Below are 20,683 nucleotides of genomic sequence, written 5' to 3' on the forward strand. Positions count from 1 at the left end.
CCTATTCGTCGAAGAACTTACGGAACGGCGGGTGAGAGTGGCGGGCGGTGCACGTCTGTTCCCCCAGGTGTGCGCCGCCCGCCGGCATCCGCTCCTTCGGGTGAATCGGGTGCAGGAACAAGCTAGGGCGGACGTCGGTATCCGCGCCAGAATTCAAGTGATAAGCCGGGTTATCACTTGATTCATCTACAGAGTCCCGAGTTGCCCTAACCTGAGTGCACACAACAAGTAGGGGGATGCCGCGTGACGATGACCGAGCAGACCCTGCTGATGACGATGTCTGACATCGCCGATCTCGCCCGTGTGCAGCGACCGGTTGTCTCGGTCTGGCGCTCACGGTCCGCGCACACTGACAACCCGTTTCCGCAGCCGGTCGCCCGGAGAGGCGGGCAGGACGTCTTCAATGCCGGTCAGGTGGCAACGTGGCTCACCAATACCCGGCGCGGAAACAATCCCGATCCCTCTGCGGATGCCGCCGCGCATGCATCTCTCAACTACGCGTCGGCCAACGACGAGAGCTCCTTCAGCGTGGTGACCGCCCTGCTCGCCTTGCGCACGTTGTCCGGACGCTCGTTCGGCGCCATGTCGGCCGCCGATCTCCTCGACCTCGCCGACGAACACGACCCCGACGACGCGTTCCTCTATGCCGAGCTCGTGGCAGCAGGCCCCGCCCTTACCGACCTCGCTACCTACGTCGACGCCCTCGTCGAGGCAGCCTTCGGCGAGGGGCCGGCATTTGAGCGGATGATGGCCGACCGGTTCCGACTAGACCTGCGCTCCCTCGGCGACACGGCCCTTGGTGACACCGCTCTAACTCTGATGGCCGAAGTCGCGACCGCGCTGCGAGCCGGTCAACCGCACGATTCCTTCATTGTTGACTCCACGGGTAGCGCGAGCGACGTGATCCTTGCCATTCACCGTGTCGAGAGCGCCCGCGGCGACATCACCGTGGCCACGCCCGACGACAACACCGATGCCTCCCGGCTGCTGCGCCGCCGCTTACTCGTGCACGGCATCACCCGCGAGGCTCTGGCGGTGCAGCCATCCGGCGCCTTCGCCGTGCAGGGTGCCGCCCTGCATACGGCGCAACTACCGCCCTCCCACTGCGCCGGGATGCCCCCGGTCGAGATGCTCTCAGCCATCGACCAGATCGTGCTGCAAATGACCGACGAGCAACTCGCCGTCGTCATCGCCCCGGCCGGGGTGCTCAGCGACACCGGCCTGACCCACGAGGTCGACGAGGCCCGTTCCACCCTGCTCCGCTCCGGTCGGGTGCGCGCGGTCGTTCGCCTGCCCGCCGGGCTGCTCGTGCACAAGCCGCTCCAGCCCCAAGCTCTCTGGGTGCTCGGTGCAGCTCACACCCAGGTCAGCCTCGCGGACCGTTGGACCCTCGTCGCCGACCTCACCGAGATTCCGCTGACTCCCGCCGCCATCGACGACCTGGTGAGCGACCTCGTCGCTTCCCTCGGTGACCGTTCCAGTGTGCGCGCCCACGCCTTCCGGTACGCCCGGCTCGTTCTCACCCGCACGCTACTGGCCAGCCGTGATTCCCTCGTGGCCGGTGCCCGAGCTGCCACTGCACCCGCAGGCTCAGCGGCGCAGCTCGCCCTCCGCGTCGATGAGCTACTTGCGGTTCTAACGGGCGATGCGCCTGCCCGCACAAACAGCACAACGGATACTCCCGCAGACGTGCCTGCGCTGGCTCGCCTCGTCATCCATCCCGTGCCACCCGCTGACGAACCTGCAGACGCAACCGTGGCGGCCACGGTCGCCCACCTGCTGGCAGACGGCCATGTTCGGTACATCCCCGGCAATCGCCTCGAAGCCGACGACATCGACCTCGAGCCCACCGGGCGGTCGGCCACGAGCATCCGTGTGATCGGTCCCGCCGAACTGCTCGGTGAGGCGCCGCTCGGTGGTCGCCGCATCGACCGACTGAAGTTTGCTGCAGCCTACCCGGCCGGCCGGGTAACCGAACCCGGTGACGTCATCTTCTGCACCTCACCGCACCCAGCGGCTGTAGTCGACGACGAGGGAACCTCGGTGGTGGTATTTCCCGCCCGTATCCTGCGCATCAACGTTGCCGAACCCGGCGGGCTGGTCGCTGCGGTGACCGCAGCCGACATTAACGCCCGAGACCGACGCGACAAGCGGTGGCAGCGCTGGCCGCTGCGGCAGGCCAGCCCAGACCAGCGCGGTGTGTTGGCCGCGGCCCTCGCCTCGGTACGCTCGGAACAGCAGCAGGCGCAGCAGCGCCTCGCCCAGCTCGAGGAACTCATCGCCTTGATTATGACCGGCGTCACCGCCGGCACCCTCACACTCGCGGCAGCCCCTGGATCGTCCGCCCCCGACTCATCTGACTCAGACTCACTCGCTCTACCGGAAGGAATCTCCTAGTGCCACCAAAGACCAAGGTCGCCGCGCTGCCGTCGACCATGAAAGAACTCAAGGACACGCTCTGGAAGGCAGCTGACAAGCTCCGCGGCTCGATGGACGCCTCCCAGTACAAGGACGTCATCCTCGGCCTGGTCTTCCTCAAGTACGTGTCGGATGCCTTCGATGAGCGCCGCGAACAGATCCGCACCGAGCTCGAATCCGATGGTCTCAACGAGGACCAGATCAGCCAGCTCATCGACGACGTCGACGAGTACACCGGCCGTGGAGTGTTCTGGGTCGCCGCGCGTGCCCGCTGGAGCTACCTCGCCGATAACGCGAAGGGCCTGGCGGCCGTTGCGGGGGAGGCGCCCAAGTCGATCGGTCTGCTCATCGACGAGGCAATGGACCTGATCTCCGCCGACAACGCCGCCCTCGCCGGTTCGTTGCCGCGCATCTACAACCGCGACAACGTGGACCAGCGCCGCCTCGGCGAGCTGCTCGACCTGCTCAACTCGGCCCGCTTCACCGGCCACGGGGCCACCAAGGCCCGGGACATCCTCGGCGAGGTGTACGAGTACTTCCTGGAGAAGTTTGCCCACGCCGAGGGCAAGCGCGGCGGGGAGTTCTACACGCCCGCCGGCGTCGTGCGGGTGCTTGTTGAAGTGCTCGAACCCTCCCACGGTCGCGTCTATGACCCGTGCTGCGGCTCGGGCGGCATGTTCGTGCAAACTGAGAAGTTCCTCGAGTCGCACCAGAAGGAGGGCTCGAACATCTCCGTCTATGGACAGGAACTGAACGAACGCACCTGGCGCATGGCCAAGATGAACCTCGCCATCCACGGGCTTAACGGAAACCTTGCCAGCCGTTGGGGCGACACCTTTGCACGCGACCAGCACCCCGACCTACAGGCCGACTTCATCATGGCCAACCCGCCCTTCAACATCAAGGACTGGGCCCGCAGCGAAAGCGACCCGCGCTGGAAGTACGGTGTGCCGCCAGCCGGCAACGCCAATTACGCCTGGATCCAACACATCATCTCCAAGCTCGCCCCTGGCGGCAGCGCCGGCGTCGTGATGGCCAACGGGTCTATGTCGTCTAACTCCGGCGGCGAGGGTGACATTCGTGCCCAGCTTGTCGAGGCGGACCTCGTTTCCTGCATGATCGCGCTGCCGACGCAGCTTTTCCGCAGTACCCAGATCCCGGTGTGTACCTGGTTCTTCGCCAACGACAAGACAGCAGGCGATGGCGGCAGCATCGACCGCACTGGTCAGGTTCTCTTCATCGATGCTCGCAAACTTGGCCACATGGTCGACCGTGCCGAGCGGGCACTGTCCGACGAGGACATCGCCAAAATCGCGAGCACGTACCATGCTTGGCGCGGTACATCTTCGGTAGTGGGGCGAGTCGAGACCACGGATGCCGCACTCGATTACACAGATGAGTCTGGATTCGCTTACTCGGCCTCCCTCACCGAGATCAAGGTGGCGAGCTACTCACTCACCCCTGGCCGCTATGTCGGTGCCGCCGAGGTCGAAGAGGACGACGAGCCGCTTGACGAGAAGATCGAGCGGCTAAGTAAAGAGCTAGTCGCCCAGTTCGAGCAGTCTGAGCGCCTCGCGAACGTCGTCCGCATGCAGTTGGGTCGAGTCAATGTTTGATCGGATCAGTCTCAAATTTGGAGACCTCGGGGAGCTCTTTGATGGGCCGCATGCGACTCCCCAACGCACTGATGTGGGGCCGTATTTTCTTAACATATCCAGCCTTGTGGATGGCCGACTTGACCTCACGCAGTCTGATCACGTCTCCCCCGAGGAATTCGCGCAGTGGACTCGACGAGTCACTCCCCAGGAGGGAGATCTACTGTTTTCGTATGAAACGCGTCTGGGGGACGCGGCGCTCATGCCACCCGGTCTTATTGCGTGCCTGGGCCGAAGGATGGCTCTTCTTAGGCCTTATCGGGACGTAGTCGACCCTGCGTTCCTGCTGTACTTCTACATCAGCCCAGAGTTCAAAGGGGTGATTGAGAAGCACACGATTCATGGTGCAACCGTGAATCGGATTGGTCTCTCGTCCATGGGATCTTGGCCAATCTCAGTTCCAGCCCTGGAGGATCAGCGGGCGATTGCAGAGGTGTTGGGCGCTATCGACAAGAAAATATCCGCCAACAGGAAGGCTGTCGATTTGCTCTCTCAATTGGCAAGGGCCAAATGGTTGCAGGCTGCTCTCTCAGCCGAGTCGGTTCCGCTCGGGACTGTAGTGGAAGTGGGTCTCTCGGGAGTCTGGGGTGAGGATAGCTGCACGGAAACCGCGACTGTGGAAGTACTTGCGCTTCGTGGCCGTGACCTCGAAGACCTCGCCCGCAGGCGCGAAGTCACTCCACCGAGGCGTTGGATCACCCCCGTGCAAGCACAGCGGCGAATTCAAAAGCATTCTTTGGAGATTTGGACGGCAGGTTCGGGATCGCACCTCGGCCCCACGCTACTCATTACTCCTGGGGTTCGTGAAGCATTTGACCTACCTGTCGTTTACAGCAATTTCGTAAAGAGACTCGTGCCTATTTCGGGGCGAGAAGATCTCCTGCCATCGGCTTGGTTTGCCATGTTGCTGGAATGGGAGCGACGAGGATTCGAGAACTTCAAGTCCGGGACTGCATTTCCCAACCTTGATGTCGGTGCGATGTTGGCTGGTGTCTCCGTGCCGATGCTGGTGGGCGAACAGCTCTTGCAGGTCAAGACGTGGGCGGACACTTTGCTCCGTGGAGAACTTCTTGATGAAAATCGCACCCTTGCCGCAACCCGTGACGCGCTCCTTCCGCAGCTCATGTCTGGAAAGCTTCGGGTGACGGATGCAGAGAAAGTACTTGAGGGGGTGCTCTGAATGGCGGGATTTTCGGAAGCGGAGTGGGAGAACGTCGCGCTTGATCTGTTAGCAGGTCCACTCGACTGGCAGCCGTCGGCAGGCGAAAAGATCGCGCCGGGCAGCGGGGAGCGGGACAGTTGGGATGAGCTACTCATTCGTCCGCGACTGCTTGACGCACTGCGGCGGCTGAACCCGACTGTTCCGGGGGAGTACCTGCAGCAGGCGCTCGCCGAGATCGCGTCGCCGAAGTCGCAGGACGCCATCACCGAGAATCACCGCGTCCATGACTATTTGATAGACGGGTTCCGGCTGAGCTACGTCGGCGACGACGGCACCGAGGTGAATCCGAGCATCCGCCTAGTCAGCGCCGAACCGTCCGAGAATGACTGGCTCGCGGTGAACCAGGTCACGCTCATCCGCGGCGACTACAAGCGCCGCCTCGACCTCGTGCTGTACTGCAACGGCATGCCGGTGAGCATCATCGAGCTGAAGAAGGCCGGCAGTGAGACGGCCGACGTCGCCGCGGCGCACGCGCAGCTACAGACGTACCTGCGCGAGTTTCCGATGGCGTTCCGGTTCTGCGTGTTCACGCTCGCCAGTGACGGGATCCTCGCCAAGTACGGCACCCCCTTCACGCCGCTCAACCACTTCTCACCGTGGAATATCGACGACGACGGCACCCCGGTGAAGCCCGGTGACACCAACGACTGGGACGCGACCACCGGCATGGAGATCGCGCTGCTCGGCCTTTACAACCAGGAACGGTTCCTGCAGCTGATGCGCTCCTTCACCGCCTTCGACGAGGGCGCCGACGGCCTCGTCAAGCGCATCGCCAAACCGCACCAGTACTTTGCCGTCACCAAGGCCGTGGGCAGCACCGTGCAGGCGGTAGAGAGCAACGGCAAGGCCGGAGTGGTCTGGCACACCCAGGGCTCGGGCAAGTCGATGGAGATGGAGCTGTACACCAACCTGGTGTCGCGGCATCCGAAGCTGATGAACCCCACCGTCGTGGTGATCACCGACCGCAACGAACTCGACGGGCAGCTCTACGAGACCTTCGCCGCGAGCCTGCTTCTGCCAGAGAAGCCCAAGCAGATCAAGCGCCGCAGCGAGCTGCGGGACGAGCTCAGCAACCGCACCACGGGCGGCATCTACTTCACCACGCTGCAGAAGTTCGGCCGCAGCGAGGCGGAAAAGGACGCCGGCGCGGAGCACCCGCTGCTCTCCGACCGGCGCAACATCATCGTGGCCGTCGACGAGGCGCACCGCAGCCACTACGACGACCTCGACGGCTACGCCCGGCACCTGCGCGACGCCCTGCCGAACGCTACCCTGATCGCGTTCACCGGCACGCCGATCTCGTTCGACGACCGCAACACCCGCGACGTATTCGGCGAGTACATCGACATCTACGACCTCTCCCGCGCCGTCGACGACGGGGCCACGGTGCCGGTCTACTTCGAGCCGCGTCTGATCAAGGTGAGCCTGGCAGCGGACGTGACGCAAGACACCCTCGACGAAGCGGCGGATGAAGCCACCGTCGGGTTGGACGACACCGAACGGGCGCGGATCGAAGCATCCGTCGCCGTGGTCAACGCTGTCTACGGCGCACCGGAACGACTGGCCGCGCTGGCGCTGGACATCGTGACGCACTGGGAGAACCGGAGCGGCCAGATGAAGAAGTTCATCGAGACCCCTGGCAAGGCCATGATCGTGGGCGGCACCCGCGAGATCTGCGCAAACCTCTATTCGGCGATCGTGGCGCTGCGACCGGACTGGCACTCCACCGAGCTCGACAAGGGTGTCATCAAGGTCGTCTACTCCGGCACGGCATCCGACAAGCCACCGGTCATCGACCACGTGCGCCGGGACTCGGCCAACGCGGTGATCAAGGGCCGGCTCAAGGACGTGGACGACGAGCTGCAGCTGGTGATCGTGAAAGACATGATGCTCACCGGCTACGACTCGCCGCCGCTGCACACGCTCTACCTGGACCGGCCGCTCAAGGGCGCGCTGCTGATGCAGACGCTCGCGCGGGTGAACCGCACCTTCCGCGGCAAAGAGGACGGGCTCCTGGTGGCGTACGCGCCGCTGGCCGACAACCTCGCCAAGGCGCTGCGCGAATACTCCAAGACCGACCAGGACCAGAAGCCCGTCGGACGTGACGTCGACGACGCCATCACGCTCACGCTCTCGCTCGTCGACACGCTGCGCGGCATGCTCGCCGGCTACGACTGGAAAACCGACCTCGCCAAGCCCGGACCCAAGCGCTACCTCAACGCGGTGACCGGCTCGGTCAACTACCTGCGCGACGTTGCGACGCCGGGCAACCAAGTTGAAGAGGGCGCCGAAACTCTCGCTGCCGCCTACCGGCGCTTCTCGGGTCAGCTGTCTCGCGCATGGGCGCTATGCTCGGGTGCCGGGTCGCAGGACCTGGAGGAGCGCCGCCCGGAGATCCAGCTCTACGAAGAGGTGCGCGTGTGGATGGCGAAGTACGACGCCGCCGACCGGCAGGCGCGTGGCGAGCCGGTACCGGAGGACATCCAGCGGCTGCTCAATGTGCTGGTCGAATCTGCCATGGCTACCGGGGGAGTGCTCGACATCTACGAGGCCGCCGGCATGCCCAAACCGACGCTCGACGATCTCAGCCCGGTGTTCATCGCCAAGACGCAGCAGGCCCGAAACCCGCAGCTCGCGATCGAAGCGCTGCGCAAGCTGCTGACCGAAGAGTCGGCCCGATCAACTCAGAACAACCTTGTGCGGCAGCGTGCGTTCTCGGACCGGATCTCCGAGGTGATGAACAAGTACACGAACCAACAGCTCACCTCCGCCGAGGTGATCGCCGCACTCGTGGCTCTGGCCCAGGAAGTCGCCGCGGAAGCGAATCGCGGCGCCGGATTCGCGCCACCGCTCAACCACGACGAGCTGGCGTTCTACGACGCGGTGGCGCAGAACGATTCGGCCGTCGAGGTGCAGGGTGAGGGCGTGTTGGCCGAGATCGCGCGTGAGCTGGTGGCCGTGATGCGCCGCGACGTGCGCACCGACTGGACCGTGCGTGACGACGTGCGCGCCAAGCTGCGCTCCTCGATCAAACGGCTGCTCGTCAAACACGGCTATCCGCCGGACCGCCAGCCTGGGGCCATCAAGCTAGTCATGGAGCAGATGGAGTCGATGGCTCCTCGATACAGCGAGGAGCGAGCAGCCTAGTTTGCCCAGACCACACCCGACAATCTCGTCACCACCATCCGAGCAGGAAGCCCACACATGACCCGCAACGCCGCTGTCCCACGCAAGACGCCAGTGTGGGCGAAGGTCCTCCTGTTCTTAGTCCTCACCCTTGTTGTTGGGGGCATCGCGGGTGGTGCCGGCGTGGCGGCGGGGATGTTTTTCGGTGCCGCCCAGGAACGAGAAGTCCAAGTGATCAGGTCTGTCGAGCTGGAGGAGCAAGTCGTGCTGGTGAGATCGGGCATTACCGGTCTCAAGCCGGAGCGTGAGGTCCAGGACATCAATGGCGTTGTGATTCCGTGGAGCGACCGTTCGTTGCTGCTTCAGTATGAGTTCGACACCATGGTGGGAATTGATGGCCGCGGAGTCTCCATCGTCCCGACCGGAGATAAATCGTTCCGAGTGGCGATCCCGGATTTCATCCTTATCGGAACCGCCGACCCCGAGTACTCCGTTGTCAACGAAAACAATGGTGTGCTCAGTTTCGCGACACCTGAGATCGACACCCTCCAGCTGACGCAGGAACTTCTCACCGACGACGTCGCGCTGGAGCACATCGAAGGCCTTCGTCCGGTGCTCGAGGAGCAAGCGCGCACTTTCTATACGAACATCGTTACCGCCATCGACCCGACCATCACGCTTGAATTCGAGTTCGCGCAGTGAAATCCCGAAACGAAAAGAAAGAGATCCCCACCATGGCGACGGAGCCAGAAGCACGCGCGGTGAAAGCGCTCGAGATCGACGACAAACCGTTTATCGAGGCAAACGCAGATGCGAAGTCCCGATACGGCCGATTCAATCTCGCGGTCATTGGCGGGACGGGCGTGGGTAAGTCCTCGCTAATCAACGCCGTGTTCGGGCGCGACTTGGCAAAGGTCGGCAAGGGCCTCCCCGTGACTCGAGGTGTTCACTACTACAACGATGAGTCGCTCGGGATTTGGGATCTGGAAGGCTTCGAGATCGGTTCGCGTGAAGCACCCGTCGACATCCTCCGGCGCCATCTCAAAACGGTCGCGGAGCGACCTTCCATCGAGCAGATATCGGTCGTTTGGTACTGCGTGCTCTCTCAGCTTCCCAGGCTCACCGAACCTGACATCGGAATGATCCGTGAACTGGATGCCGCCGGCTTGCCCGTCGTCCTCGTCCTCACAAAGGTGGACTGGATAAAGAACCCGGTCACCGGTAAGCGCACGGCACCGGACGATGTCGAGCAATTCCGCGACTGGCTCGAGAACCCCGTCGACGGGAACGATATGCCGGTTGACATCCCGATCCAACGCGTCATCCTGACATCGGCGCAGGGAAAGCATGGAAAGGGCAAGGAGCACGGCCTCGGTGAGCTCGTCACGGAAACCCTCACACTCTCTCCGGAGAACGAGAAGGATGCCTTTCGCATCGCTCAGCGACTCAACCTCCCGTGGAAGCGGGAGATGGCTCGTCCGATCATCGCAGCGGCCGCATCCGCAGCGGCCGGTGCCGCCGCGATCCCCTTTCCTGTCGCGGATGCCGTTGTTCTGGCGCCGATCCAACTAACCATGATGGGGCGTATCGCGGCCATCTACGACCTCGAGCTCAAGACCATGCTCTCCGCGGGTGCCCTGGCGCAGTTGGGCGTTCAGATCACTGGGCAGGCATTGGCGCGTAGCTTCTTCAAGCTCATTCCCGGTGCTGGGAGCGTTGTGGGTGCGAGCGTTGCATTCGCGCTGACGGCCGCCATCGGCGAGGGGTGGCTGCGTTTGTGCGAACAAGTTCATACCGGGAAGCTGGACCTCGACAAGATCGGTGACTCATGGGGTCAGTACGCACCGACCTTCCTCGATGTCATCCGCAAGATGACCGAGCAACGCATCGCAAAGCCATGACCGGCATCTCCGAAACAGACAGGGAACTATGATCCTCGATCTGGATTGTCCTGCATGCGGGACAGACGACCACGTCAGCCTTGTCGAAGTCTTGCCAGACTCACGACGAAAGTTGCGCTGTAGCCCGTGCGGTGAGGAGTGGACTCGGGGCACCGCAGCCTTCCAGGCCCCGGCGCCGCCGACCCTCGCAGCGATCAAGGCACGGTTTCCCAAGCCGGGGGACGTTGACCCAATACGCCTTGCCCGGGCTCAGGACCTCAAACGGGAATTCTTGACAGCGGTTCCTGTCCCAGATCCGGCCGTCGCTGTGTATTGGGACTACTACCAGGGAGTGTTCAGTGCCGACGGGTTGCTGAGCGCCGCCCCTCAGGACCTCAAAGACTTTGCTAACGCGAATATCGGTGCCAATCCCGGCAACATGTCCGTCTTCAACGACGCCTGGAACGACATGGGATCCGAAGACGGCGCCATCCGCGTACGCAAGGTTCTGGAGTACCTTCTACGCGGCCCGGAGAGCGTCGAGCTGGAGGAGCGGTTGACGGCCCTGATCCATGACACCAAGTCTTTCGGCATGAAGGGGTTTAAGGAGGCGTTGCTGACCAAGGTCTTGTGCATCGTCTATCCCGACCGCTTCCTTACCATCCTCAAGTACACCGGCGAAGCAGGAAAACGGGAAATCGCGAGGTCCATCTGGGGTCTCGAGCTCCCCGACCCAGAGCGAGTCACTTGGACAACAGGCCGGCTCATCATCTGGAGCAACGACTTGCTGTTGGCTCTCATCGGTGATGGTTTCCAAACACAACAACACGCCGCACAGTTTCTGTGGTGGGCGAAGGATCAAGGGACACCTTGAAGGACAAAAGGCCCGAGGGTTTAAGTCAAAAGTCTTGTCCGCGATAGACGGTGCACTACGTCGCCGGTGGACTGGGACGCGAGTGCCGGGTCAGCGTTGGCAAGACGCCGGTGGGCGCAAAGCAAGTTTCTTCGCCGGAGCGGGGCCGTCAATTCACCTGCCTGTGGACGTTTGATGATCCACGGACGGCGACGCTACTCCAGCCTTCCCGCAGCTCGATGAACGCCCCACCAATCTGTGTCACATCCACGAAGTCGTTGAGCTGCGAACCCTCGCTCGGCAGCTGACCTATCGAGTCAATTCGGATGTACCCGATGTCGCGAAGGTGACGAAGCTCCCGTTCGAGGGCTGTCGATTTCACGAACGCGCCGAAACGTCCGGTGCCCAGTTTTCTCAGGTTTTCGTACATGGCCGGTGACATCGTGAGCAGAAACAGTTCGCTGACCTTGTTTTGCAGCGCACCCACCTCATCCTTCACCTTGGCAAGCTCCTCACCGATTTCAAAGAACCCAACCCTCAGCGAGCTGCCGGACTCGAGGCGCGCTACGACCGCTCGCCGTATGGCAGCGAGATCCTTACGAAAGACGAATGTGACGATTCCAGCAATGATCACCCAGACGCCGGTCTGCAAGAGCGGGACGTAGTCCTCCATGTGGTCAAGATAGGGCGGCCGGGTGGAATCGGCAAGCGGGCAGCCTCACGCCGCGCATGACCTCAGCACGAGAGCGATTGACTGGGACACCGCCGTTTAGGTCAGAGCAGGGCGGGCGGATGCTTGAGTTGATGGTGACTGCGCCTGCGAGGTCACGCCTTCCCCTTTGTGGGATGCACCCGGCCGCCCCGGGGTCGAATCGCGGCGCCGCGCTGTCGGAAATGACCATCCCTCATGCCTACAGAGGCCCATGCGTGCAGCCGCGGTTGGGAATGGCTGAGAGCGCAGTTCTTTCTCAGGTGTTCCTCGACCCGCCCCGAGCCGTCCTTCCGTGGCGAGCTAGCGGCCAACGCGCCTGGACAAGACACGTCAAGCGGTAAGTCGCGTGGGCCGGAATCGCACGGCGACTGCCCCCGACCGGAACTCCTGGCGGTACACGAGGTCGAGCTGGATGCGCTCACGCAGACCGGCAAGCAACGTCGGCCCGTGTCCGGCGAGGACCGGCTGCACAAGGAACTCGTACTCGTCGATCAGCCCCAGATCTGCCAACGCCAGGGGGAGCGTCACGCCACCGACCCACAGGCCGTCGCCGGACTCCTGCTTGAGCCGTTGAACCGTTTGCCCCAAGTCGCCTCGCACCAGCTCGGCATTCCAATCGACCCCGCTCAGTGTGCTCGACACGACGTACTTCTTCGCCCGGTCAATGGTCTCGGCGAACGGCTTCTGCCACTCATCCATCCAGTCAGGCCACGTGCCCGTGGCCGGCTTCCGCCACGCCGACTGCATCATCTTGTAGGTCACCCGGCCGAAGAGCAGGGCATCGGCGCGCTCCAGCTGAGCGGTCCAGTAGTGCATCGACTCCTCGTCCGGGGGAAGTCCTGCCTCGTGATGGCAGCAGCCGTCGAGCGTGACGTTGATCGAGTATCGGAGTGGTCCCATCTCGTTGCTCTCCTTGATGCGCGTACCTCGTTCTCATTGGACCGACGGTCGGCCAGGCCCCGTCTTAGCTTGAACCGTTCTTGGCCGAGCGTAATCTGACCAGCCGTTTAACGGCAGTGTCAACGCTCGAATCCCACTTTGGTCGCGGCCGCCCGTAAGCGATCGCTCGAGAACATGTTGAGCAGGGGAGTGCAGCTGATGCTCGTGTCTCGGAACTAGTGCCAGCGGCGGCCCGGATACGAACACGTCTTGATGACTGACCGGCAATCCCGTAGAATCAAAGAATAAGGAGCGTGATTCAAGATGTCTGTCGTTGATGTTCAGATCGGGAAGCGGCTGGTTGCCGCACGTGAAGCTGTCGGACTGACCCAGCGTGACCTGGAGCAGTACTCCGGGATCTCGCAATCTACGATCCACCGGATCGAGACGGGGAATCGCGCCGTGTCAATCTTGGAGTTGTCCGCCCTCGCCGACTCCTGCGGCGTGCTGATCGCTGACCTGCAGGGGACCAACACTCTGGCTGAGCAGGTCCTGTGCGCTGGCCGAACGAACGATGCTGGATCCCAGGCGCTGGTCGACTATATGATTTACGCCTTCGGGCTGGCTCAGCGCCTCGACGAGCTCGGTGTAGCTGAGGCTGCGTGAGCAACGAGAGGATCGGTCAGAAAGCGGCCGAGGACTTCCGGCGCGAGTCCGATCTGGGCGTTGAACCGATCGCGAACGTGGCACGCCTAATCGAGCAGACGATGAATGTCGGCGTCGCCTACGTCGACACACCCGCTCCGGGACACGGTATGACAATGCGCCTCGGCAACCGATTCATGATGTCCGTGGCGTGCACCGAGCACCCGATGCGGCTCAGGTCCACGTTGGCCCATGAATTGGGGCATCTTCGTCTGGGCAGTGTGGACCGGGGCCTCAGTCACAGCGATTGGGATGAGCGCACGCCGGAGGAGATTCAGGCCGACGCCTTCGCGCGCCACTTTCTCGTCCCGCTGGATGCAGCACGAGCGGCGGCGCGCACGACTGAGGCCACGACCGCTCTGCTGTCAGACCTCGTGCAGAGATACATGGCCTCACCCAACATCGTGGCGATCCAGTTGCGAGACGCTAAAGCTATAGACCAGGACACCTGCCGCGAGTGGAGCAAACTGACCGCGGGCCGGCTAGCTTCTCAGTTCGGGTGGCGTTCGGAGTACCAGACGTTTGTCGCCCAGACCAAGACGCCTCGAGCACCGCAGGCGCTCTTGGCACGCGCCATTGAAGGCTATCGCTGGAACCTTGTCACACCCGCAACCATCGCGCGCCTGGACGGCAAGCGAGACCCGCACATTGTGACTGAGCAGTTGGAAGCCGAGGGCATCGTGCCCATGGGAGCAGACGACTCCGTACCCGAACGCCCGACAGACGTCGGCGAGGGTCTAACTCCGGACGAGCTGGCGCGGCTCATAAGTGGCATCGATTGATGCACATTCTAGATACCGGTCCCATCTTCAAGTTTCTCGCTACCGATTGCGTCCCCCAGCTCTTGGCTGCGCTAGGAAACAACGTCGTGAATGTCCCGGAGGCCGTGGACTTCGAGATCACGGACACGCCGAAGAGGCGGGAGCAGTTCAAACGGGCCGCGGAGGTCTGGCCGAACTTCCCGGAACGTTTCAAGAAAGTGATCCCGGATACGCCCACGGCCGATTTACGCGCGTGCTGCCGTAGCGTCCTCGGCTTGGACTTCGACGACATGTACGCAAGCAGGAAGGACCGTGGCGAGAACATGGCCATTCTGCACGGCGTACTCCTGGCCCGCGCAGGGGAACGGGTCGTCTTGGTCTGCGACGAAGAAGCAGGAACGTCGAAGATTAAACAGCAGGCGAGCGTGCTCAAGATGCAACACGTGCGTGGTCAACACGTCGCGGGCGGTCAGATCCAGCACGCGGACACGCTCACGCTTCTTCGCTGGGCCATCGAGGCCGGCGCTTTCGCCTCTCAGGTTGCATTTCTGAAGAAGTATCAAGCGATGGCCAACCTCGACGAGGCCCTACCCAAGGACGTGAAGGCTACAGGTCTGACCCGACGCCCGCCGTGGCCGCCAGCGTAGCCGCTGAGCGACTATAAGGCGGGCTGGCCCGAGCTCTACGGCTCTCCCTGAGCGGTCCGCGTGTCCGCGGAACGCGGCTCAGCCGCTCGTAACCTTGGGTGCCGTTTTCTCACCCAGTTCCGCGGTGTCATGGCGATCGGCGTGGGTTGACGTTCAGGCGGGCGCGAGCCGATCGAGGGCCGCAGCTCAAATGTCTGCGCTGGGCCAGGTGATCATTGGGGATCGTGCCGCTCAGCTGCTCGACGGTCGCCCAACGGCGTGACGCTCCCACCCTGGCGGGCATGGACCCGCTCGATCACATGCGGCGTCATGCGGGGGGAGCGGTTGGGAGGGGGGGTCTGGGTGTCGCTCAAGGCGGTTCACAAGTCCATTATTTACCCATCTAATTCATCTCTATTTGACCCAAAACGATGGGCTACAATCGGAGGCAGCGAATCGTCTGGTTCCCTGTAAACACAAGGGAATCCGAGGGTTTTCGGAGACATTCGGTAACGACTAAATTAAGGCCAGAACCTTCAGGGGGTCGCAGGTTCAAATCCTGTCAGCCCGACCGTGAAGTCCCGGAAACCGTGTGGTTTCCGGGACCTTTGGGTTCGCACCTGCAAAGTCCCGTCGTTGCACTGTGTGCTGCCGCGATTTTGGACGAGACTCCTACGCCCGGTCAGGCGAGGAATATGATCGCGCCATGGACAGCAAGGACATCGGTAAGACCGAGGGCGAGCCACCGGCGACGGAGGCTCACGCGCTAGGCGACACGGCCTGGACTCTGCCAGAAGCCATGACCGGCCGGGCCAGCCCCTCGAAAGCGGCCGTCGGCGACAAGCCGGTCTTCGCCTACATCGCAAGCCTCCCGCAGCCGCAACGCGGCATTGCGGAAGCAGTCGATGCTCTCGCGGTCAAGACGCTGACCGACCTCCAGCGCTCCGTGAAGTGGGGCATGGCGTACTACGGGGTGGGCGACGGATGGTGCTTCAGCTGCGGCGCCTTCGCCGGCCACGTCAAGCTCATGTTCATCAATGGCATGGTGCTCGAGCCGGTACCGCCGGTGACGCCAATCGGGATGGGCAGGTCAACGAGGGGCGTGGAGCTCGAGTCCGTGGACGACATCGACGAACGCCAGATATCTGCGTGGATGATGCAGATCGCATCCGTGCCGGGTGTCGGCGGTAAGAAGCGTTGAACTCTGGCCCAGCGCATTGTGCACCCTGTTCCGGAGCTCCTCGCCCAGCTTCAGGTCTGGGGCACCGTGCGTCCGAGGTGAAGCCGGCGGTGCGGCGATTCGTCAGGGTGCCGCCACCGCGGCGGCACAGCTTCATCTGGGATTTTACCGCAAACGCATCGAATACTGTTTCGCGTCGCCAAGCTCATTGACCGGGCGCCAGCGAGCGACGTTCGGTGAACCCGTCCGTCGTCCCACAGGCTGCTGGAAGGGACATTGGTTTAGCGTCCGCGGTGGCCGGCCCGTTCCGCGAAAGCGTCGACTGCTACGAGGATCTCGTCAGATCGCCAGAGGACGCCGATTTTGTACTCGGATTCTGATCGGAGAATCCCGAAACCCTGAAGCTGTTTGAGGTGCCGGTAGGTATTTGACGGCGCGATGCCGAGCTCCGCGGCGACGCCCTCAGCGGAGATGACGGGCTGACGCGCGATGATGTCGAGGATCTTCCGTGCGGCGGAGTCCCGGCGAACGGTCAGCTGGCCGTTCCAACTCTCACGGACGTCACGAATATCCTTCACGAGTTTCCGTGCGTTCCCGATCGCCCGAAGGGAGGCGTCGGCAGTCAGCTCGACGATCGGCCGAATGTCGCCCGCACGGTAGCTGGTGAGGGCCCACCCGAACACCCGGCCGGAGGCGAGTACAGTAACCGGCTTCTCGACCGCCAGGAGCTTATGCGCCCCGCTGACAAAGGCGAACGTTCGCCTGCAATGCTCGCACTCGAACAAAAAACTTTGCCCGGTGTGTCGAATTCACTCGAACTCGAACGTCCTCTCTCTGTACCGTCTAACAAAGGGAGAACAGATGCGATACATGATGTTTGTGGCAACGGACCCCGAGGGCGACCCGTATTCCGCTGAGGACGACCGGATTGAAGACTGGGGCAAGGAGGTCGAAGAGCGCGGCGTGTGGATCGACGGCAACCGGCTCCGGCCGGTCGAGGATGCCACAACGGTTCGCGTGCGTAACGGCGAACTACTGGTGACCGACGGGCCGTACACCGAGTCGAAAGAATGGATCGCCGGATACGACGTGCTCGAATGCGCGGATCTCGACGAGGCGATCGAAGTGGCGTCGAAGCATCCGATGGCTCGATTCGGTCGACTTGAGCTGCGCCCGATCTGGCCGTTCGATTGACGTCACCCCCGCTGGGTGCGGTCCTCGACGACCTGCACCGTGCAGAGTGGGGCGGGCTGGTCGGCGGTCTTGTCAGCATGACCGGCGACTGGGCCGTGGCTGAAGACTGTGTGCAGGACGCGTTCGCGTCCGCACTGGTGGCCGGGCGGTCCGGCGGCGTGCCGGACCGCCCGGCCGCTTGGCTGTATACAGTGGCCCGCAACAAGGCTCGTGACCGCCTTCGTCACACCATCGTCGAACGCGAAAAGCTCCGCGACATTGCCGATCTCGCAGCGCAGGTCGACGAGCTTCCCGAGATCGATGAAACAACGCTGCCCGACGAGCAGCTGCGGCTGTTGTTCACCTGCTGCCACCCGGCCCTCGCACTGCCGAACCGGGTCGCGTTGACCCTGCGGGCAGTCGCCGGACTCACGACCGGCGAGATTGCATCCGCGTTCTTTGTTCAGGAATCCACCATGGCCCAGCGTCTCGTGCGAGCGCGCCAGAAGATCACCAATGCGGGCATCCCCTACCGGATTCCGACGGCGGATCTGCTCCCCGAACGCCTCGGGGGAGTACTCGCGGTGCTCTACCTGCTCTTCAACCAGGGCTACAGCGATGCGAGCCGAACCGACCTTGCGGATGCCGCGATCCGGATGACCCGCAACGTGGTGCGTTTCGCGCCCTCCACCGACGAGGCACGCTGCCTTCTCTCGCTCATGCTGCTCCAGTCATCGCGCCGTGCCGCGCGCCGTGACAAGGACGGCCAGCAACTCACGTTGGAAAATCAGGATCGATCGCGCTGGGACCGGCAGTCGATCGACGAAGCCCTGAAGCTTCTCGCGCCGCTGACGCCGGGCAATAGGCGTGGGTTCTATCGGATCCAGGCCGAAATTGCGGCCTGTCATGCGCAAGCGCCGACCCCCGGCGCGACCGATTGGCGGCAGATCGTGCACCTCTACGACGTGCTCGTCACGATGTCGCCCTCGCCGGTCGTCGCCGTGAGCCGTGCCATCGCCGTCGGGATGGCGACCGGCCCCGAAGCGGCCCTGGAGATTCTCGAAGACCTTGACGCTGATGCGCGACTCTCCACCTCGCATCTCCTACCGGCGGCCCGCGCCGACATGCTCGTTCGGGCGGGGCGCCATATCGAGGCCGCTACCGCATTCGGGTGCGCCGCCCAACGTGCAACATCAGACCTCGATCGGCAGCAGTTGCTCCGCGAGGCGGCCGCAGCACTGCGACCCAGCGGCACGGCGAAGCTGGCTCAACCAGAAACTGACACTTCGACAAGGAAGAAGGATGACGATGACCCCCGCACCCACTGAACGAAGCTTCACCCTGAGTCGCACACTGCAGGCACCGCGCAGCGTCGTCTTCGATGCCTGGACCAAACCGGAACACCTCGACTGGTTCTACAACCCCGCTATGCCCACGCCCAGCACACCCATCCACGTCGACCTCAAAGTCGGCGGTATATGGCGACAACACATGGTGGTCAATGACGATCTCCAATACCCCACCGGCGGGGTGTACCTCGAAGTGGTCCCGGACGAACGGCTGGTCTTTCGGTGGGGAGCAACCGGCGGATGGCCAGAGCTCGCAGGAGATCACGAACACGAAGCACCCATCGTGACCGTCACCCTGCGCGACGACGTGGACGGCACACACCTCGAACTCACAGTCACCTTCTCCGACCAATTGACGGATGAGGAGGTGCGCAATCTCATCGAAGGCGGCACCCGAGACGGATGGGGCGCCACAATCGACCGACTCTATAACCTGTAGTGACTATTTGGGCTATAAGTTATAGTGGTGTATTGAACTTCACCTTATAGGAAGCCGACCAGAGCCATGAGACCAGTGACTGCCTCGGAGGGCCTCAACCTCCTCACCGCGCTGGGCGTGAACGTGCTGGTCCTGGACGCGGACACCGTGACCCTCACTCTGTCCGGCAGCCGCATCATTACCCGCGTGCACGTGCGCCGTTCACCCCCCTCTCACTGGGACATCCAGCGCGATGTGGAATCCGGTCGTTCACGGGACCCTGCCCCCGACATCCTTCTCTACGTAGTCCCGAAAGCGAGTGTAGGACTGGCCGAGGCAGCCCTAGCCGACTCAGGGATTGCGGTCGTGTCGCTGGAGGATGGGGTCGTCATTCTTGTGGGCAAGAGGGTAGAGGACGCGCTGCGAGGGCCGCTCTCCTCCGCCCGCGGAGCTGGGGCAGGACGTGGGCGTGTCGCGTGGGGTCGATTCGCCCTGCTTCGGGTGCTCCTCCGCACGTCACGACCGAGAACTCAGATGGACCTCGCCGCAGAGTGCGGCGTGTCCCAAGTGACCGTTTCCAAGGGTCTCTGCGCACTCGACAATGCTGTGGTTCGCGACGAGGGCGGCTGGCGGGCAGCGCGGCCGGAGACCCTGTGGGACCGATTCCTGGCGGAGTATCCGGGGCCGCAGGGCATTTCCAGTTATTGGTTGGGCCTGGACGCCATCGTGCGTCAGGCGCAGTCGGTTCGGGCCGCTGCCGCTGAGCTGGACGTCATCGTGTCGGGGGACCCGGCCGCTGATCTGCTCGCCCCGTGGCGGGTGGCCCGCCATGCGGTTGTCTACGCACGGACAGGTCTGGATCTGGTTCGACTCGGCTTCTCCGAGACGACGCCGGAGAACGCCACCCTCGAATACGTCGTTCCGGCCGACCCGACGATCTGGTCGACCGCCCGGGCGTGGACGTCAATGGTGTCCGGCTGGACGGCCGACCCGGTTCTCGTGGCGTGGGACGTCCAGCGGACTGGGGGGCCCGACGCGGCCGACGCGGTCGAGAGAATCCGGCGAACGGTTCTGGACGGCTTGCTTCCATGAACCAGCGCCGGATCCCGGGGGCCTAACGTCGGAACTCGCCCGATGCGGTGAAGCCGAGCTTCGCCATGACACGCTGGCGTTTGCGGAACATCCGGTCAAAAACCGGTACCTCGGCGTCCCAGTGGGTCCCGGTCAGACATTTCGGTCGTCCATTTGGTCGGCACGGTATGGCGTCGCGGTCAGGCCGATCCAGTGCCTCACCGCGACCTGTCGCACGGCGGCCTCAGTCGCCGCCGCGCCCAGGGAATGGCATTCATCTACGATGATCAACCCGGAGCGATTCAGGATTGTCGGATCCGCCGCGCGATGGGCAATGCTCTGCAGCATCACAATGTCGATGACTTGGGTGCGTTTGCGCCGGCCGTTGCCCAGCTGCCCGATCTGGCGGGGATCGACGTCAAGGAACTGGCTCGGCCGCTCGCGCCACTGTTCGACAAGTTCCGCACGATTAACGATGCTCGCCGTGGGTAGGCCTCTTTCAGCGATGAGGGCGCAGGCGATGACCGTCTTTCCCGAGCCTGGTGGTGCAACCGGTACACCAGCGTCGTGGTGTTTCAGAACATCCACGGCTCCGTGTTGGGCGGCCGTTAACTCGCCTCTAAAAGTAAGGTCGATGGACTCCGGGACGGCGTCA

Annotated in this window: 19 protein-coding genes; 15 read left to right on the plus strand and 4 right to left on the minus strand. The window is 63.3% G+C overall.

What is annotated here, in order from left to right; translation table 11 throughout:
- Positions 1-243 precede the first annotated feature (243 nt).
- The 7 genes from BJQ95_RS06160 to BJQ95_RS06190 are packed head-to-tail and all read left to right on the plus strand — an operon-like array spanning position 244 to position 11,175.
- The gene (locus BJQ95_RS06160) at positions 244-2,397 is read left to right on the plus strand and encodes a hypothetical protein (RefSeq protein WP_256041547.1); all 2,154 of its coding nucleotides are present in this window, start codon (positions 244-246) and stop codon (positions 2,395-2,397) included.
- Positions 2,397-4,034 (plus strand): class I SAM-dependent DNA methyltransferase, encoded by a 1,638-nt coding sequence (locus tag BJQ95_RS06165; RefSeq protein ID WP_130177786.1) that lies wholly within the window; start codon positions 2,397-2,399, stop codon positions 4,032-4,034. Before BJQ95_RS06160 ends, BJQ95_RS06165 begins: the two co-directional genes overlap by 1 nt.
- Entirely contained in the window at positions 4,027-5,253 is a 1,227-nt protein-coding gene (locus BJQ95_RS06170; RefSeq protein WP_130177787.1) for a restriction endonuclease subunit S, read from the plus strand. The genes BJQ95_RS06165 and BJQ95_RS06170 overlap by 8 nt, the downstream gene beginning before the upstream one ends.
- Positions 5,254-8,442 (plus strand): type I restriction endonuclease subunit R, encoded by a 3,189-nt coding sequence (locus tag BJQ95_RS06175; RefSeq protein ID WP_130177788.1) that lies wholly within the window; start codon positions 5,254-5,256, stop codon positions 8,440-8,442.
- Positions 8,443-8,499: 57 nt separating this feature from the next.
- Positions 8,500-9,123, plus strand: coding sequence for a hypothetical protein (locus BJQ95_RS06180; protein WP_130177789.1), 624 nt, complete (start codon positions 8,500-8,502; stop codon positions 9,121-9,123).
- Entirely contained in the window at positions 9,120-10,322 is a 1,203-nt protein-coding gene (locus BJQ95_RS06185) for a GTPase (RefSeq protein ID WP_240694748.1), read from the plus strand. The genes BJQ95_RS06180 and BJQ95_RS06185 overlap by 4 nt, the downstream gene beginning before the upstream one ends.
- 28 nt (positions 10,323-10,350) lie before the next feature.
- On the plus strand, positions 10,351-11,175 hold the full coding sequence (locus tag BJQ95_RS06190; RefSeq protein WP_130177790.1) for a hypothetical protein: 825 nt from the start codon (positions 10,351-10,353) through the stop codon (positions 11,173-11,175).
- Between the two features lie 148 nt (positions 11,176-11,323).
- Here the strand turns inward: BJQ95_RS06190 and BJQ95_RS06195 are convergent, their stop codons facing one another.
- Positions 11,324-11,827, minus strand: coding sequence for a hypothetical protein (locus BJQ95_RS06195; protein ID WP_130177791.1), 504 nt, complete (start codon positions 11,825-11,827; stop codon positions 11,324-11,326).
- 369 nt (positions 11,828-12,196) lie between these two features.
- Positions 12,197-12,766: a dihydrofolate reductase family protein gene (locus tag BJQ95_RS06200; RefSeq protein WP_130177792.1), complete on the minus strand. Its 570-nt coding sequence runs from the start codon at positions 12,764-12,766 to the stop codon at positions 12,197-12,199.
- A 303-nt stretch (positions 12,767-13,069) separates the two neighbouring features.
- Between BJQ95_RS06200 and BJQ95_RS06205 the strand changes: the two genes are divergently transcribed.
- The 4 genes from BJQ95_RS06205 (at position 13,070) to BJQ95_RS06220 (ending at position 16,038) form a co-directional block, all read left to right on the plus strand.
- Entirely contained in the window at positions 13,070-13,411 is a 342-nt protein-coding gene (locus BJQ95_RS06205) for a helix-turn-helix domain-containing protein (RefSeq protein ID WP_130177793.1), read from the plus strand.
- On the plus strand, positions 13,408-14,232 hold the full coding sequence (locus tag BJQ95_RS06210) for an ImmA/IrrE family metallo-endopeptidase (protein ID WP_130177794.1): 825 nt from the start codon (positions 13,408-13,410) through the stop codon (positions 14,230-14,232). The genes BJQ95_RS06205 and BJQ95_RS06210 overlap by 4 nt, the downstream gene beginning before the upstream one ends.
- Before the next feature lie 86 nt (positions 14,233-14,318).
- Positions 14,319-14,858: a hypothetical protein gene (locus tag BJQ95_RS06215; RefSeq protein WP_205750117.1), complete on the plus strand. Its 540-nt coding sequence runs from the start codon at positions 14,319-14,321 to the stop codon at positions 14,856-14,858.
- A gap of 685 nt (positions 14,859-15,543) precedes the next feature.
- Complete coding sequence (locus BJQ95_RS06220) at positions 15,544-16,038, plus strand: DUF1801 domain-containing protein (protein ID WP_130177796.1); 495 nt, start codon at positions 15,544-15,546, stop codon at positions 16,036-16,038.
- Positions 16,039-16,298: 260 nt separating this feature from the next.
- Here BJQ95_RS06220 and BJQ95_RS06225 read toward each other — a convergent pair whose 3' ends face one another.
- Entirely contained in the window at positions 16,299-16,802 is a 504-nt protein-coding gene (locus BJQ95_RS06225) for a winged helix-turn-helix domain-containing protein (protein ID WP_256041548.1), read from the minus strand.
- A gap of 88 nt (positions 16,803-16,890) precedes the next feature.
- Here BJQ95_RS06225 and BJQ95_RS06230 point away from each other — a divergent pair, with 88 nt between their 5' ends.
- The 4 genes from BJQ95_RS06230 to BJQ95_RS06245 all read left to right on the plus strand — a co-directional run bounded on the left by BJQ95_RS06230 (position 16,891) and on the right by BJQ95_RS06245 (position 20,049).
- Positions 16,891-17,211, plus strand: a complete 321-nt coding sequence (locus tag BJQ95_RS06230; protein WP_370688390.1) for a YciI family protein — start codon at positions 16,891-16,893, stop codon at positions 17,209-17,211.
- A complete protein-coding gene (locus BJQ95_RS06235) occupies positions 17,208-18,518 on the plus strand; it encodes an RNA polymerase sigma factor (protein WP_130177799.1) in 1,311 nt (436 codons plus the stop codon). The genes BJQ95_RS06230 and BJQ95_RS06235 overlap by 4 nt, the downstream gene beginning before the upstream one ends.
- A complete protein-coding gene (locus tag BJQ95_RS06240; RefSeq protein WP_165384926.1) occupies positions 18,499-18,978 on the plus strand; it encodes an SRPBCC domain-containing protein in 480 nt (159 codons plus the stop codon). Before BJQ95_RS06235 ends, BJQ95_RS06240 begins: the two co-directional genes overlap by 20 nt.
- 66 nt (positions 18,979-19,044) lie before the next feature.
- The gene (locus tag BJQ95_RS06245) at positions 19,045-20,049 is read left to right on the plus strand and encodes a hypothetical protein (RefSeq protein ID WP_130177801.1); all 1,005 of its coding nucleotides are present in this window, start codon (positions 19,045-19,047) and stop codon (positions 20,047-20,049) included.
- 132 nt (positions 20,050-20,181) lie between these two features.
- On the opposite strand, the gene BJQ95_RS06250 is transcribed toward BJQ95_RS06245, so the two are convergent.
- The gene (locus BJQ95_RS06250) at positions 20,182-20,616 is read right to left on the minus strand and encodes a DEAD/DEAH box helicase (RefSeq protein WP_165384927.1); all 435 of its coding nucleotides are present in this window, start codon (positions 20,614-20,616) and stop codon (positions 20,182-20,184) included.
- Between the last annotated feature and the right edge of the window lie 67 nt (positions 20,617-20,683).

It is taken from the genome of Cryobacterium sp. SO1 (genome assembly GCF_004210215.2).
Classification (GTDB): domain Bacteria; phylum Actinomycetota; class Actinomycetes; order Actinomycetales; family Microbacteriaceae; genus Cryobacterium.